This window comes from Aliivibrio sp. S4MY1 (genome assembly GCF_028765545.1).
In the GTDB taxonomy this organism is placed as follows: Bacteria; Pseudomonadota; Gammaproteobacteria; order Enterobacterales; family Vibrionaceae; genus Aliivibrio.
Window position 1 is genome coordinate 104,095 of sequence record NZ_JARACP010000009.1, and the last position, 14,679, is coordinate 118,773.

The window sequence follows — 14,679 nt, forward strand, 5'->3', positions numbered from 1 at the left end:
ACAATATTAGAAAATAAAAGAGCTCAATCACTATATCGGGAGGGAGAAGTGATTGAGCTGAGTACTACTGCTTTTTCTTAACGTTATAATTAAAATTCGTGATCTGCGGTATCAGGGTTTAAGCTTGTAATACCAATCACATTTGCTGCGCGCTCAATCGACGCGGTTTGTAGCACTAAAGACATGATGGATTTATTCACCAACGCATTACCTGCTGCATTGTCTGAAGCAATCAACTGATCGAAATGTTGGTTATCTTTTTCAGCTGCCGATACTAACGTTCCAACTTGAGTGCGTGTTGCATCAAATTGCTGCTGAATCTCTTTAGCTGCCTTTGCGTCTTTCTTAGCAACTAAATCGTGAATACTTGGGCCTGATAATTGAGAGCCATCTGCACGAGTGTAAGTGCCTGTATATACGTTATAGATACCTTGTTCATTATAGTAATGAGAGTTGTGCGTATTATCAGAGAAACAATCGTGCTCATCTTCTGTAGAATTGGCTTCTAAGGCTACCTTCATGCGTTCACCCGCTAGCTCACCTAATGATAAAGAGCCCATGCCAAACAGCATCTTACGCAAACCTTGCTCTGATGATTCAGATAATAGCTCTGCACGGTAATTTTTCTCACCTTCTTTCCACTGCTTTTCCATCCAAGATAAATCTTTAATTAGTAACTCAGAAGCTGATTTTAAATACTCAGCACGGCGCTCACAGTTACCGTTAGTACAAGCAGAACCAATAACATAATCGGTATATGGTCGCTCACCTGCACCGGCATTTGTGCCATTTAAATCTTGCCCCCATAAAAGAAACTCAATGGCATGATAACCCGTCGCTACATTTGCTTCTGACCCGCCTAGCTCATTAAGATCCGCTAATTTATCTGCTTCTATGTTTTTCACATCAAGCGTTTCTGCACCAATTTTTATTGAGGTAGAAGCAATGATATTAGCTTTAGCACCGTCATTGCCTAATTCATATTGGTAATCATCGGCAACGTAATCAATTAAGCCTTCATCTAGTGGCCATGCGTTTAGTTGCCCTTCCCAATCATCAACAATGGCATTACCAAAACGGAATACTTCTGATTGTTGGTAAGGCACACGCGCTGCTTTCCATGCTGTTTTAACCGTTTGTAAGCCTTTCTCAGATGGGTTATTCAAAAAAGTGTGAATGGCTTTATCAAGTTGCTGAGCTGTCGTTAAAGAATCACTGTATACCGCATGAGCAATATCTGCGTAATGTTCAACAACTTCTGTTTGAGTCGCGGCATAAGAAAACGCAGGTAAAGCAAAAAGTGAGATGGTAACAATATTTCGAGCAAATTTGACGTGGTTCATAAATCGTCCTTGTTGAGCAAATGAATAGAGTTTGTAAACCATTAATTGAAATCTGTAAGAATTTATTAATGATAATAATTTTTATTTGCGTAATATACCGAAAAGAAATAGGAATGCAAATATTTATCATTTAGATTAACAAGCCATCAATGGAATATAAAAAAGCCCCATCCAATGATGAGGCTCTAGTAAGTACTTTTTGCCGTTAGTTAAATAGCAGTTATTTATCTAAATCAAGGTTATGCCCATGAGCTGCCTTTGCTTTTAAATAATGCTCATTACCTTGTTTAATATGTGCATGCGTATTAACCACTTCTTCTAACTCAATACCGTAGTTTTGAATATCTTCAATTTTCTTAGGATTATTGGTGACGAGTTTAATTTTAGAAAGCCCTAATGCTTCAAGCATCTGAGCTGCTTCTTTAAAATCACGTAAGTCATCACCAAAACCTAAGTGGTTATTAGCCTCATAGGTGTTCATTCCTTGGCTTTGAAGCTCATAAGCATCCAGTTTATTATACAAACCAATACCGCGTCCCTCTTGGCGAAGATATAAAATAATACCGCCACTTTCAGACATACGATTAATAGTTTCTTCTAACTGTTCACCACAATCACAGCGTGATGAATGAAATACGTCTCCCGTTAAGCATTCTGAATGCATACGAACCAGAGGGGATGTTTGATTCTTATCAGCGTGATTAAAGATAACAGCGACATGTTCTTTTTCAGTCTCTAGGCCTTCAAATGAAAGCATTTCTGCAGGGATATTACTTTTTTGCCCTACTTTTAACTCTATACGGGCTCTTACGTTTGCCATGCTGATTTACTGCCTTTTTCAATGAGAAGATCAGATCTTCTACGATTTAATCTGATAAAAAGATCATAAGCATACCTAGCAAATATGCAAGAATCAAAAAAAAGGCCTAACAAATGTTAGACCTTTCTAAACTAATTAATACTTTTATCTATAAGAATTACATTGCTGCTTTGAAGATACTTACGATTTCTTCGTGCGTCGCTTGTTTAGGGTTAGTAAAACCACAAGCATCTTTCAGTGCGTTTTCAGCTAGGGTATCAAAATCTTCTTCTTTAGCGTTAAGCTCTGTTAGGCCAGAAGGAATACCAACATCTTGTGATAATTGTTTAATCGCTTCTAGTGCAGCTTGAGCACCCTCTTCATTTGTCATGCCTTCAACATTTACGCCCATTGCTTTTGCAACATCTTTTAGACGCTCTGGACATACTTTTGCGTTGTAACTTTGTACGTGTGGAAGAAGAATCGCATTACATACACCGTGTGGAAGATCATAGAAGCCACCTAGTTGGTGCGCCATTGCATGAACATAACCTAAAGAAGCATTGTTAAACGCCATACCCGCCATGAACTGTGCGTAAGCCATTTGCTCACGCGCTTCTAGGTTTTGGCCATCTTCTACTGCAGTACGTAAATGCGCTTGAATTAACTCCATCGCTTTAATCGCAACAGCGTCTGTAATTGGCGTTGCTGCAATAGAGACATACGCTTCAATCGCATGCGTTAATGCATCCATCCCCGTTGCTGCCGTTAATGACGCAGGCTTAGCAAGCATTAACTCAGGATCATTTACCGACATTAATGGCGTTGTGTGTTTATCAACAATAGCCATTTTAATATGACGCGCTTCATCAGTAATAATACAGAAACGAGTCATTTCAGATGCCGTACCTGCCGTTGTATTAATAGCAACTAATGGCATTTGTGGTTTAGGTGATTGATCTACACCTTCATAGTCAGCAATTTCACCACCATTAGCGGCAACTAAAGCGATGCCTTTCGCACAATCGTGTGGAGAGCCACCACCAAGCGAAATAACAAGATCACACTCATTTTCTTTAAGAATTTTTAAGCCAGCATTTACATTACCGATAGTTGGGTTTGGTTGTGTTCCATCGAACACTGCAACGTCTACACCGCGCTCGGCTAGTAGATCAGATACCTGCTTAACCATACCAATTGCAACTAGCACGTTATCAGTAACGATTAACGCTTTTTTGTAGCCTTGAGATTTAATGCTGTCCATTGCTTCTGTAAGACAACCTGCACCCATTAAATTTACAGTAGGGATAAAAAATGCACTCATAACCAACTCCATTAGTATTTATATAAATTTTTAAGAACTGTTTATGTTTTAACATCGATGCAGGTAATAACTTTTTGATCTAAGACAAAAAATGAAACAGGTTTATTTTATTGCAACAAAACTGTGAAGTAGAGCATTTACACTAATGCGCAAGGTCACATAAAAACGCAATAATTTATTGATAATAAAAACAATAGATTAAACACTTAATAAATGACCATTATCTTTAAGCCATCTTTTACACTCTTGAAAATCTGGCATTACTCGTTCGACTTCTTTCCAAAACAGAGGTGAATGATCGTGATGAATGAGATGACACAGTTCATGAATCACCACATAATCCACTACGCGATTTGGCGCTTGCATAATTAACCAATTAAACTCTAAATCCCCGTAAGGCGTACAACTTCCCCAGCGGCTTTTAAACTCTTTAATACGAATAACCGCGGTTTCAACCCCCACTATCGGCGCATAGCGGTGAACTTTTTCACGAATTTTCTTTTCAGCATTCCGCTTATACCAATTCACCAAAGCGCGATTAATATACTGCGGTTGATGTTTAGGTTCAGGCACGGTGATCAAAATACGCCCTGCGACCAATTTAGTTTGAGTCAGCTCACCAGCCACTACTTTTAAACGATAATTTCGCCCAAGGTAAGGGAAAGCTTCACCCGATACATACTCTCTCGTATTCGTTGGTGTCGCATGCTGATTTAACGCGAGCTTTTCGATAATCCACGCGTGCTTATCTGTAATAACCTTTTCTATGCGATCAAGATCGAGCCTTCTTGGCACAACAACAGTGACCTTTCCCTCTTCCACTTTAATGGACGCGGTTTTTCTGCGAGAAGTGCGCTCGATGTAAACGCAATAACTTTCTCGCTGGATCATCTCTGCCTTTTTCTCTTTTGCCATGCTACTTATTTCCAAACTTGGTTTTCGCCAAGTCCATAAAGCGATCTTGTAGAACCGTCACCAACGCTTTATCACCAAAGGGTTGGTCAAGCACAGCACGTTTGATCTCTTTCTTCATGCGTTTTATTTCATCTTGCTTATTGAAGAAATCGACAGTTTCCGTCGCTTCATCAAGCATAACCACTAATGCTTGGGTTACCGCTTTAATCTCATCATGGGTTGATTCGGCAATCACATCGCCATCACTGACGTTGGTGACTTCAGCGATAAGGATATTGTAAAAAGCAAACTCCGTTTCAGACAAGCCGACATCCTGTGCTGCTTGCTGATACTGTGACCCAATATCCCCTCTCATTTCTAACATTAACTCAAGCTGTTGTGCCCACTTGCCTGCGGTTTTTTCGATAATGTCACGCAAGCGTAAACTCAACGAACGGTAATATTCTGGGTCTTCATCCAAATTAATTGTAATGTGGTGCTTAATGGCACTTTCTATTTCAGAGGCTTTTGATTCGTCCGATTTAATCGCTGTAATGCTTTCTTTAAAATTAGCCGCTAACAAATCAATCGGTGCGATTTTCGGGTCAACACCCGTGCTGAGAATATGCTCATCCACCAATTGGCGCACTTTGGCACCAATCTCGCTCATATCTAGCCCTTCGTCTCGAAATTTGCGTTTTGAATTGTGATAAATTTTGCCTAATAACTTCATATCAGGAATAAACGGAGCGGCCTCAGCATCAGGTAAAATAACGTTTAATTGCTTGGCAAACTGCTTAAATGCCATGTCAAATTGCGCTCGCACTGTTTCATCTTTTAATGCTAAAACGTAATCATCAATATCGTCACTCGGTTTGCCATTTTTAAGTACCTGCTTAAAGAACGACATGGCACGCGTATGCTTGGCTTTCAGCTTTGGTATTTCATCTTTTAAGCTTTGATACGAACCTTCTATATCATCACTGCTGAACAACTCTAACGCCTCAGTAAGATGCATCGCTAAGCCATGATAATCCACTACATAACCACACTCTTTGCCTTTATAGGTTCGGTTCACACGAGCAATTGCCTGCATTAAAGTGTGATCTTGCAGCTTTCTGTCGATGTACATCACTTGAGCAATAGGTGCATCAAAGCCCGTTAACAGCATGTCTTTGACTATCAAAAAAGCGGTATTATTAAACTTTTTATTTTTCTCTTCAGTGCCTTGTTTATCGATACCAAAAGGCTTTTTAAAATTGGCGATGACTTTCTTTTGATGCACTTTATCTGTGTATTGAGTGAGGTACTTTTCATCATTGTGATCGCCAGAGATAATCACCTCTGAGTGAGGCGCACCTAATTCATCTAAGGTCTTTTTAAAAATAGCCGCCGCATGACGACTGCCCACCACGATCATGGCTTTAAAGCCATCAGGACGAATATGTTCTTTATAGTGTTTGATTAAATCAATACACACCCAACGAATACGAGCTGGAGCTTCACGAACCGCCTTTTCTACACCGTATTTTCTTTTGATCTCACGTTGTTCTTCTTCAGTGTATTCACCAAAGTATTCCTCAAAAAGTTTATCGAGTGAATCACCTGCGACTTCCGATTTCACTTCACGGCCTTCATAAAGCAATTTAACCGTTGCCCCATCTTCTACCGCTTGGTTTATTTTGTATTCATCAATGTAACCACCAAACGCTTGACTCATTTTTTGAGTTTTCAGCAATGGCGTTCCGGTGAAACCAATTTTAGGCGCATTAGGTAACGCGGCATTAATCGTCATTGCCAAACCACCAAATTGGGTTCGGTGCGCCTCATCAGCCAAGACAATGATTTTGTCACTTGGGTTTAAATCAACAAAACCTTCTGCTACCGTTTTTTGCTTCTCTTGTTCTTTTTCGAGATCGGCAAATTTTTGTACCATCGCGGTCACAAGATCAGAGCTGTCTTTCTTTAGTAATTCTTTTAATTCTGCCACTGAACCTGCGTTATACACCGTCTCACCCTGCGCATCACGGAAGGTATTTGATAGCTGCTCATCAAGTTGAGTTCGGTCGGTAATAAACACCAATTTATACTGTTTTAATTCGGCATCACGACGCATTTTTACGGCAAGCATCACCATGGTCAGCGATTTACCACTGCCCTGTGTATGCCAAACTACACCACTTCTTTCTTTTCGATCCTTGCCTGATTTCAAGCGTTCAATCACTTTATTAACCGCACGATATTGCTGATAACGCGCCACTTTTTTAATTAAGCGACCGTCATCAGTTTCAAATAAAATGAAATTTTGCAGAATATCGAGAAAGTTTGAAATACTGAATATGCCCGCCAACAAACGCTGTTGCGCGGTAACTTCTGTTAATACCTCGTAACTTGCTGCTGGCTCAGCGGCTTGTTGCCATTCATCATGCTCTGTTGAGTTATCTTCACTCTCGTCTAACGCATCATCAGGGATTTGAACCGTAATCGCAGAATGAAGTGGAACGATATTATCGCGTAATGACTGTTGTGCTAATTGCGCATCAGAAAAAGGATACGCGTCTTTCCAATCACCATAATGCTGACTGTTTGAGCTGATGGTGCCCACTTTGGCTTGATCTCGACAAGTCGATACCATGAGTTGGTTATACCAAAACAGTTTTTCGGCCCCTTCGTGATCATCGGTATGACGTAGATTCGCGTAACGGCGTAATTGATTAATGCCATCACTCATTGGCGCGGAGATATACGGTGATTTGCATTCAATCACGGCTAGTGGAATGCCATTAACAAAGCAGACAATATCTGGAATGATGCTTTGGTTTGTACCTTCTACTTTAAATTGGTTGGTACATAAGAATTCGTTATTGCTTGGGGTTTCAAAATCAACCAGTTTAACCGTCTGCCCTTTTCGCCCTTTACCTAAGTCTTGTTCTACTGAGAGATAATTAACCATGGTTTGATAGAAGGCGTGGTTATATTCCATTAAGGCGGCGAAATTGGGATGCGTGACTTCACGAGAGACTTTGCGAAGGTTCTCGTCGCTTATCCACGGGTTAATGCGTTTAATCGCAGCTTCAAGGCGTTTGACTAACACCACATCACGCAGGTAAGTACGCTCAGGAACACCATCAGCACAGGCATAATCTGGCGACAGTTGTTTACCTGGAATGTAAGTCCACCCTAGTTGAACCAACTGAGCAATGGCAGGGGCTTCTACTTTATTGAATTCGTTATTTTTCATGCCTCTACCCTTGCTGTGACTGCGTTAATTTACCTAACTCAGTGAGTTGATATTGTTGTAATCGACTGGTTGGTTTATCTGGGATGGTCATTTCAATAACCCCCTCATTTAAGGCAGGTTTAAGATAAAGTTGATTGAATGATTTCTTATCTTTTAAACCAAGTAATTGCTGTAACTCTTCACGTTTAAAGGTAATGACTTTAGGTGATAGTTGTTGTTTTTCTTGTGCTGAAACCATCGCTTTTAATAACGCTGCGACTTGGGGGGTGACTTGGGGGGTGACTTGGGGGGTCGCGTATTCTACTGCTTGATTATTATGATGTAATTGCTGTAATGATTTCTCTATCATCGATAGCATAAATTCAATAAATGGTGCGCTGTTTGTTCCATTGGTGCTGTCAGCAATGGCTTTGTAATAATCATCTTGATGCGATGAAATTAAGCTTTCGACAGGCAAATAGGTAAACACCTCATGGTACTGTTTTAGAATAAGGGTTTGCCATAAACGCCCCATTCTTCCATTGCCATCGGCGAACGGGTGAATAAACTCAAACTCGTAATGAAACACACAGCTTTTTATTAGTGGATGATCGTCACTGGTGGCTAACCATGCAAACAGATCATTCATTAATCGAGGGACTAACCCTTCTGGTGGTGCCATGTGGATCACTTGATCGTTTTTAAACACGCCAACGCCAGTTGAACGGTATTGGCCTGCGCTGTCGATTAACCCTAACATCAGTTGTTTATGAGCAAGTAACAGTGCTTTCTCATTATCAAATTGAAAACTATCTAATTGCTCATAAACGGTTAATGCATTACTGGCTTCTTGCACTTCTCGTGCAGGTGCTATGACTCTCTTCCCATCTAAAATCGCGGTGATTTGCTCTTCACTTAGCTGATTACCTTCAATGGCTAGTGAGCCTTGAATGGTTCGCACTCGGTTTACTTTACGCAATAAGAGCGATTGCTCTGCGCTTTGAGTTGCGGATAAGCGACCAAGTTGTTCACTGACATTAGCAACCAGTGACACGATTTTATTGTTTAATGTGAAAGGAGGAGAGTATGTCATTAGCTGTCTACCTTTACTCGTACTTTACCTGTTAGGAGATCTTGCATAAGGGCTTTTTTGAGGTTTCTATTTTTCTTTAGTTTGCCGTCAGCAGCTTTCAACCGATTCGACAGCGTCTCAAGCACTCTAATTATAACTTCTTGCTCTGTGATTGATGGGACAGGTACTGGAATAGATATTAACTTTTCCTTTGTCAGGTGAGCTATGCTAGTTTGAGATATATAATCAACAAGTAACCCGTTTTCTTTGGCAAATTTCATATATTCCATGAGTAAAACTGGTTTATACCGATTCTCAATTGGTCGTAAACGATGAATTGCTTTTTGGTAATAACAATCTGATATTTCATTCATCCAAATAGCGCAACGGCCAACATCCCCACCCTCACACATCAAAAGGTCACCAGTTTCCAATGAGAATTTTTGCTTTTCTTTCTCTGAGAAATCCATTTTCTCTAGATCATCAATAACAACTCTTCCCCATTGGATATTCTTATTACCTAAGTATGATAGCGGAGAGTCCGTTATCTTCGAGGCTTTACTTAGCATCTTACCAAGTTGCACTGAGAACAAGTTACCGATTAATTCAACCGCCCACGCCTTCGGAATCCTGCCCACTGGCGAATCTTTAAACTCAGTATGTGGTTTTCCATCTACACCGACACCGCGGGTTAATAGCTCTTGCATCATGCCTGTTTTTAGGTCTTTGAGCTTGTTTATTTGCGCCTGTGTTTTTTCTATCACTTCATCGACTGAAGTGAGAATAGCGGCGATTTTTTGTTGTTCTGGGAGTGGTGGGAGTAAAAATTCAATTTCTCCAAAAGTACCATTCATTAATTTAGGGTTACCAACATAAGATACGTGGCTTTTAGCTACCGTACTCAAATAACGTGCGACAAAGTTAGGAAATACATCGTAATTCCCATTATCTTGTAATGTTCCACATACATTAGTGCAGTTAAATTGACCTTTTCTATGAAAAACAGTCCCAGCGTATGCTCCATCAGTTGTCCATGTTATATATTCACCATCAAAATCATACGTATTAATGGACCCCATTTTTCCATTATCTTTCGATTGGGATGAAAAAACAGGGTAGTGCCCAGGATTATCCCTAATTTCAGGCTTACTTATTACACGCCCTCGACCTAACTTAAATGCTTTTTGCACCTCTAATAATACCCACCCTTCTGGCACAAACTCACTCATAACCCAACTCCTTCAAGTAACTTTGCATTACTTGTTCAGCTTCGGTCACTTGTACATCTAACTCATGCAGCGATACTTGGTATTTGTCCCACCAGTGTTCTAGTTGGCTGATGATCTTTGCATCAACATCACCCACTTGTTCTTCAATAACCAGACGGATCTGCTCTTTGCTTTCAATGCTTGGTTTGAATGCATAATAGTCGTTGTCTTTTTTATCGAAGACGGCCGACACATCAAAGCCGTTTAACATCTCTTCTTGAATGTAAGCATCATTCACTTCACGCAGTGGAATGCCACCGTGAAGGATTGCACGTACATCAAAGATCTCCGCCGGAGGTGACGTATCAGCATAACGGCGAATATTGAGGTTAAAATCGTTTTCAGCAATTTCAGAGAATGGCACCACTCGCGCATAACGCTTAATATCACACTTGCTTTCAAACGAGTGGTTTTCAAAGGTGGCGACAACTTTAGCAATGTCTTCTGGGCGCAGTTTGTTTTGGTTTTTACCCTCTGCAAATTCCAATTCACCATTAATGAACAACACCTTGCCTTTACGTGCGCTTGGTTTGTTTTTATTGATGATAAGCAAACACGCAGGAATGCCCGTGCCGTAAAATAATCCTGATGGTAAACCCACCACGGCTTCTAATAAATCGTCTTCTAAAATCCCTTGACGAATCGCCTTTTCACTTGAGCCACGGAATAACACCCCATGAGGCATTACCACGCCTACCATGCCTTCGCTGTTGGTGCTGGCGATCATGTGTTGCACAAAAGCTAAATCACCCGCGTCTTTTGGTGGTGTGCCGTAAGGGAAACGTCCAAAACCGTCGTTATCACACTCGTCTTTACCCCACTTTTTCAGTGAGAACGGAGGGTTGGCAATAACGCGGTCAAAGCTCATTAGCTTGCCGCCTTCGGTGTGCTGTGGGTCACGCAGTGTATCGCCTTTACGAATATCAGCATTTTGTACGCCATGTAAGAACATGTTCATCTTACAAATTGCCCATGTGTTCAAGTTCATCTCTTGCCCATACAGTGACAAGTTAGCGGCGTTTTCACCCTGCTTTTCTAATTGGTTACGTGTTTGAACAAGCATGCCGCCCGACCCAGATGTTGGATCGTAAATACGCATTCCGGCATGAGGCTTTAATAGCTCAACCAATAGCTGAACCACTTCACTTGGGGTATAAAACTCGCCGCCTTTTTTGCCTGCGCTATCGGCAAACATTTTAATCAGGTATTCGTAAGCCGTACCCAGTAAATCAGGACGCTCAAAGTCTTCATTACGTAAGCGATGCTTATTGAAATGCGACAGTAAATCTTGCAGCTTTTTATCTGACAGTTTGTTTTTGATGTTGAAATCAATCGTCACTAACACGCCTTCTAGCGCCGAGTTGAACTCTTCAATCGATTCTGTCGCTTTGTTTAGCGTTTCACCAATGTTGTGCTTTAAATCTTTAAGTGCTGACCAACGGGCATTTTCTGGGATAAAAAAGGTACTGTCGTATTCGTCTTCATCATTAGCTAGATCTTCAGCTTGAGCCTGAGTTTTGCCTTTGTCGAGGTAGTATTGAATGACTTTTTCTTGAGATTCTTCAAACGCATCCGATAGACGCTTTAAAAACATCATGCCGAAGATGTAATCTTTAAATTCAGACGCATCCATGTTGCCACGAAGAATGTCGGCGGTTTCCCATAAGAAGGATTCGAGCTGTTGAAGAGATAGCTTGTTAGTCATGCAATAGAGCCTAATAAAATAAGAGGTAACGTGTATCAAGTAACACGTCTATTCAAACGAATTGATATGTGGTGGATTTTACGAGGTTATGCCGTTGGGGGCAATCGAACCGTAAGATAAACGTAGACAATAGATAAGAAAAAAGCCAACGAATCAATTCATTGGCTTTTGGAAGTCATGGGATAACTAAACAGCGATTAAGAACGCTTTGGCTGTTGGTACGTTTTACCTGCGGCTTGATACGTTTCTTTTTGCTTCATATCGAACATTGCGTAGAAGAACCAAGCGATGAATTTGATAACATCATCACCTTCGTTCATGATCCACTCTGCAAGCTCTTGTGCTTCGCCATTTTCGTCTTCATCATTAAATACGTGATAAATACGTTGCTCGCCTTCAACTTCAGCAAGACGGAATTGACCCGCTAGCGATTGTGCCGCTTCAACGATGTCTTGGTCTTCACACGTTTTTAATGCTTCTAGCACTTGAGGAAGATTTTCTTTTTGGCATAGTTCTTTAACTAGTGTTTCAAATTCATTCTGTTGCATTTTAATTTAACTCTTTTAGTCAACATGTCATCTAGATAGCGCAATTTTAGCAGTAATTAAAATTTATTCGACAGGAATTCGTTTTAATCCTTGATATTTCGCCTTCACTTTGGCTTTATGGAGGTATTATTTACTTATAATTGAATGGATTCAGATGTCAGATAAATTAGAGACCAAATACGTCACTGCTGGTCGTAGCAAAAAATGGACAAAAGGCGTAGTAAACCCTCCCGTTCAACGCGCTTCTACCGTGGTATTTAATACTGTTGCTGAAAAAACGCACGCCATGATTAACCGCGCAAAACAAACGCTTTTTTATGGCCGCCGTGGCACAGAAACTCACTTTGCATTCCAAGATGCGATGGTTGAACTTGAAGGTGGCGCAGGTTGTGCCCTTTATCCTTGTGGTACGGCTGCGATTGCCAATGCTATTTTATGTTTTGTAAAAACCGGCGATCATATTTTAATGGTCGATGGCTGTTACGAGCCGACTCGTGATTACTGTGACTCCATCTTGAAGAAAATGGGCATTGAAACCACCTATTACGACCCAATGATTGGTGAAGGCATTCGTGATTTAATTAAGCCGAATACAACGGTGCTGTTTACTGAATCGCCTTGCTCTATCACGATGGAAGTTCAAGACGTTCCGCTACTTTCTCGTATCGCGCATGAATCCGATATTGTGGTTATGCTTGATAACACATGGGCTGCGGGTGTGAATTTCTCTCCTTTTGACCATGGTGTTGATATCTCTATTCAAGCAGCCACTAAATATATTGTTGGTCACTCTGATGTGATGCTTGGTACAGCGGTAGCGAATGAAAAGCATTGGGACCAACTGCGCGAGCAAAGTTACTTAATGGGCCAATGTATCTCGCCAGATGATGCCTATTTAGCGATGCGTGGTTTGCGTACCATGGGCGTACGTCTAAAACAGCACGAAGCTAGCAGCATTAAAGTGGCTAAGTGGCTTGAGCTGCATCCACTGGTTGATCACGTTCGTCACCCTGCACTTGAAAGCTGCCCGGGTAATGAGTTTTATCAACGTGATTTTAAAGGCTGTAATGGCTTGTTCTCTTTTGTTCTAAAACAATCTAACACCAAGGCGACAACTGCGCTGCTTGATGGCATGAGTCATTTTAGTATGGGTTATTCTTGGGGCGGATTTGAAAGTTTGATCTTAGCTAATGAACCAAAAAGCTTTAATGCATTAAGAACGGTGGCTCATCCTCAGTTTGAAGGGACTTTGATCCGTGTTCATATTGGATTAGAAGATGTGGATGATTTGATTCAAGATTTAGAAGAAGGTTTATGCCGTTATCAAGCGACATTAGACATACAGTAATTATCAGATAAGATAACTAAAGTACTTATGGGTATGGGGAAACACTCTCATAAGTACTGCTTATCAGCGATATTACTAACCGCAATTAGACTTCCTTACCATTAGTTTTTACCCTTATGAATGATTGATTATGAAATACTTATTTCGTGTTTCACATTAATACTTATCAATAAGGCGACCGCTATGACCTCATCTTTATTCATTACTCTTTCCCCCTGCACTGCACTACTCGTTCTCGCTTGTCGAGATAAATCCCAATCAAAAGCGTGGCAACAAGTCTACAAAGTGATGGCTGTTATTTTTGGTACTATCACCGCTGGTGCTGGTATCGCTGTATTGGCTGGAGTATAAAATGAAGAATATAGACAATACTGCAACCAACTTAGTTAAAGCCATTTTTATCAATGGTAAATTAAGCTCTCTGCAATACCTTGGAAAGATGGTGGGCCAATTTACTATGCCATTAGAAGATAATATCATTTGGAAGGATATGTTGGAGCATTGTCCTGAGTGGTTTGATTATACACAAGAAGAGTGTGATGCTAATTCACCTTTCTTTGTAGCAAATCACTTAAAGCCGATGTGCTCCCCTTACCGAGCGGCACGTATTGAAAACCCATATAAAGACTCTACCGTCATGGTATATGGCATCATGAACTAGGCTAGTTCGCAATAAAACAGCCTAGTTAACACTAAGAAATTAACGCTTTCTTTCTTGTTTTGTTAATTCAAAATCGAATTCGTCGGGAAAAAGGATTTGCCCTTCTTCGTTTTGATTTGGGAATACAACAACCGCTAATTCATCATCTTCAAGACCTGTTGTCCAGCGACTGTGCCATTTGTTTAATGAAATAGATTCAGCTTTACATACGTCCCATTCGCCTGTTGCCCATGCTTCTGCAAACTCTTTATTTGGCCATACAGGAACGCAATCTTCTTCTTCGGTATTCAACATCACACAACCGTGTTCATCAGTCAAAATCCAAATTTCACGATTAGCGACAACTTCTTTCATAAAGTAAGTAAAACGCTCTTCTTCATGAGAATTTACGATTTTGTCCATTGCTTGTTGATCTAGTTGGCTCATTACCAATTCCTATCAGTGGGAAAGACTTTCCCGTGCATAATACCAAAAAAAGCCCACACTGCGTATGACAA

General features: G+C 40.7%; 13 protein-coding genes. 3 read left to right on the forward strand and 10 right to left on the reverse strand.

Annotated features, from left to right (window positions below):
* Positions 1 to 89: 89 nt before the first annotated feature.
* The 9 genes from PVK71_RS11810 to PVK71_RS11850 form a co-directional block, all read right to left on the reverse strand.
* Positions 90 to 1,343 (reverse strand): imelysin family protein, encoded by a 1,254-nt coding sequence (locus PVK71_RS11810; RefSeq protein WP_274418836.1) that lies wholly within the window; start codon positions 1,341 to 1,343, stop codon positions 90 to 92.
* A 220-nt stretch (positions 1,344 to 1,563) separates the two neighbouring features.
* Positions 1,564 to 2,163, reverse strand: a complete 600-nt coding sequence (locus PVK71_RS11815; RefSeq protein ID WP_274418835.1) for a GTP cyclohydrolase II — start codon at positions 2,161 to 2,163, stop codon at positions 1,564 to 1,566.
* Positions 2,164 to 2,320: 157 nt separating this feature from the next.
* On the reverse strand, positions 2,321 to 3,466 hold the full coding sequence (gene yiaY, locus PVK71_RS11820) for an L-threonine dehydrogenase (RefSeq protein ID WP_274418834.1): 1,146 nt from the start codon (positions 3,464 to 3,466) through the stop codon (positions 2,321 to 2,323).
* 198 nt (positions 3,467 to 3,664) lie between these two features.
* Complete coding sequence (locus tag PVK71_RS11825; protein WP_274418833.1) at positions 3,665 to 4,381, reverse strand: M48 family metallopeptidase; 717 nt, start codon at positions 4,379 to 4,381, stop codon at positions 3,665 to 3,667.
* Between the two features lies 1 nt (position 4,382).
* A complete protein-coding gene (locus PVK71_RS11830) occupies positions 4,383 to 7,601 on the reverse strand; it encodes a type I restriction endonuclease subunit R (RefSeq protein WP_274418832.1) in 3,219 nt (1,072 codons plus the stop codon).
* A 4-nt stretch (positions 7,602 to 7,605) separates the two neighbouring features.
* On the reverse strand, positions 7,606 to 8,673 hold the full coding sequence (locus PVK71_RS11835; protein ID WP_274418830.1) for a Fic family protein: 1,068 nt from the start codon (positions 8,671 to 8,673) through the stop codon (positions 7,606 to 7,608).
* The gene (locus PVK71_RS11840) at positions 8,673 to 9,881 is read right to left on the reverse strand and encodes a restriction endonuclease subunit S (protein ID WP_274418829.1); all 1,209 of its coding nucleotides are present in this window, start codon (positions 9,879 to 9,881) and stop codon (positions 8,673 to 8,675) included. The genes PVK71_RS11835 and PVK71_RS11840 overlap by 1 nt, the downstream gene beginning before the upstream one ends.
* Entirely contained in the window at positions 9,874 to 11,625 is a 1,752-nt protein-coding gene (locus tag PVK71_RS11845; protein ID WP_274418826.1) for a type I restriction-modification system subunit M, read from the reverse strand. The genes PVK71_RS11840 and PVK71_RS11845 overlap by 8 nt, the downstream gene beginning before the upstream one ends.
* Positions 11,626 to 11,822: 197 nt before the next feature.
* Positions 11,823 to 12,173, reverse strand: a complete 351-nt coding sequence (locus tag PVK71_RS11850; RefSeq protein ID WP_105054594.1) for a hypothetical protein — start codon at positions 12,171 to 12,173, stop codon at positions 11,823 to 11,825.
* Positions 12,174 to 12,327: 154 nt separating this feature from the next.
* On the opposite strand from PVK71_RS11850, the gene PVK71_RS11855 reads away from it, so the two are divergent.
* The 3 genes from PVK71_RS11855 (at position 12,328) to PVK71_RS11865 (ending at position 14,182) form a co-directional block, all read left to right on the forward strand.
* Positions 12,328 to 13,521, forward strand: coding sequence for a cystathionine beta-lyase (locus PVK71_RS11855; protein WP_274421813.1), 1,194 nt, complete (start codon positions 12,328 to 12,330; stop codon positions 13,519 to 13,521).
* Between the two features lie 183 nt (positions 13,522 to 13,704).
* Complete coding sequence (locus tag PVK71_RS11860) at positions 13,705 to 13,872, forward strand: hypothetical protein (protein WP_165371178.1); 168 nt, start codon at positions 13,705 to 13,707, stop codon at positions 13,870 to 13,872.
* A 1-nt stretch (position 13,873) separates the two neighbouring features.
* Complete coding sequence (locus PVK71_RS11865; RefSeq protein WP_130086829.1) at positions 13,874 to 14,182, forward strand: hypothetical protein; 309 nt, start codon at positions 13,874 to 13,876, stop codon at positions 14,180 to 14,182.
* Between the two features lie 39 nt (positions 14,183 to 14,221).
* Here the strand turns inward: PVK71_RS11865 and PVK71_RS11870 are convergent, their stop codons facing one another.
* The gene (locus tag PVK71_RS11870; protein ID WP_105054592.1) at positions 14,222 to 14,608 is read right to left on the reverse strand and encodes a DUF2750 domain-containing protein; all 387 of its coding nucleotides are present in this window, start codon (positions 14,606 to 14,608) and stop codon (positions 14,222 to 14,224) included.
* Positions 14,609 to 14,679 lie beyond the last annotated feature (71 nt).

Bases quoted from the DNA above. Each gene is read 5' to 3' on its own strand.
- PVK71_RS11870 (WP_105054592.1), bottom strand. From the start codon at position 14,608: ATGAGCCAACTAGATCAACAAGCAATGGACAAAATCGTAAATTCTCAT.
- PVK71_RS11865 (WP_130086829.1), top strand. From the start codon at position 13,874: ATGAAGAATATAGACAATACTGCAACCAACTTAGTTAAAGCCATTTTT.
- PVK71_RS11855 (WP_274421813.1), top strand. From the start codon at position 12,328: ATGTCAGATAAATTAGAGACCAAATACGTCACTGCTGGTCGTAGCAAA.
- PVK71_RS11840 (WP_274418829.1), bottom strand. From the start codon at position 9,881: ATGAGTGAGTTTGTGCCAGAAGGGTGGGTATTATTAGAGGTGCAAAAA.
- PVK71_RS11845 (WP_274418826.1), bottom strand. From the start codon at position 11,625: ATGACTAACAAGCTATCTCTTCAACAGCTCGAATCCTTCTTATGGGAA.
- PVK71_RS11810 (WP_274418836.1), bottom strand. From the start codon at position 1,343: ATGAACCACGTCAAATTTGCTCGAAATATTGTTACCATCTCACTTTTT.
- PVK71_RS11850 (WP_105054594.1), bottom strand. From the start codon at position 12,173: ATGCAACAGAATGAATTTGAAACACTAGTTAAAGAACTATGCCAAAAA.
- yiaY (WP_274418834.1), bottom strand. From the start codon at position 3,466: ATGAGTGCATTTTTTATCCCTACTGTAAATTTAATGGGTGCAGGTTGT.
- PVK71_RS11815 (WP_274418835.1), bottom strand. From the start codon at position 2,163: ATGGCAAACGTAAGAGCCCGTATAGAGTTAAAAGTAGGGCAAAAAAGT.
- PVK71_RS11825 (WP_274418833.1), bottom strand. From the start codon at position 4,381: ATGGCAAAAGAGAAAAAGGCAGAGATGATCCAGCGAGAAAGTTATTGC.
- PVK71_RS11835 (WP_274418830.1), bottom strand. From the start codon at position 8,673: ATGACATACTCTCCTCCTTTCACATTAAACAATAAAATCGTGTCACTG.
- PVK71_RS11860 (WP_165371178.1), top strand. From the start codon at position 13,705: ATGACCTCATCTTTATTCATTACTCTTTCCCCCTGCACTGCACTACTC.
- PVK71_RS11830 (WP_274418832.1), bottom strand. From the start codon at position 7,601: ATGAAAAATAACGAATTCAATAAAGTAGAAGCCCCTGCCATTGCTCAG.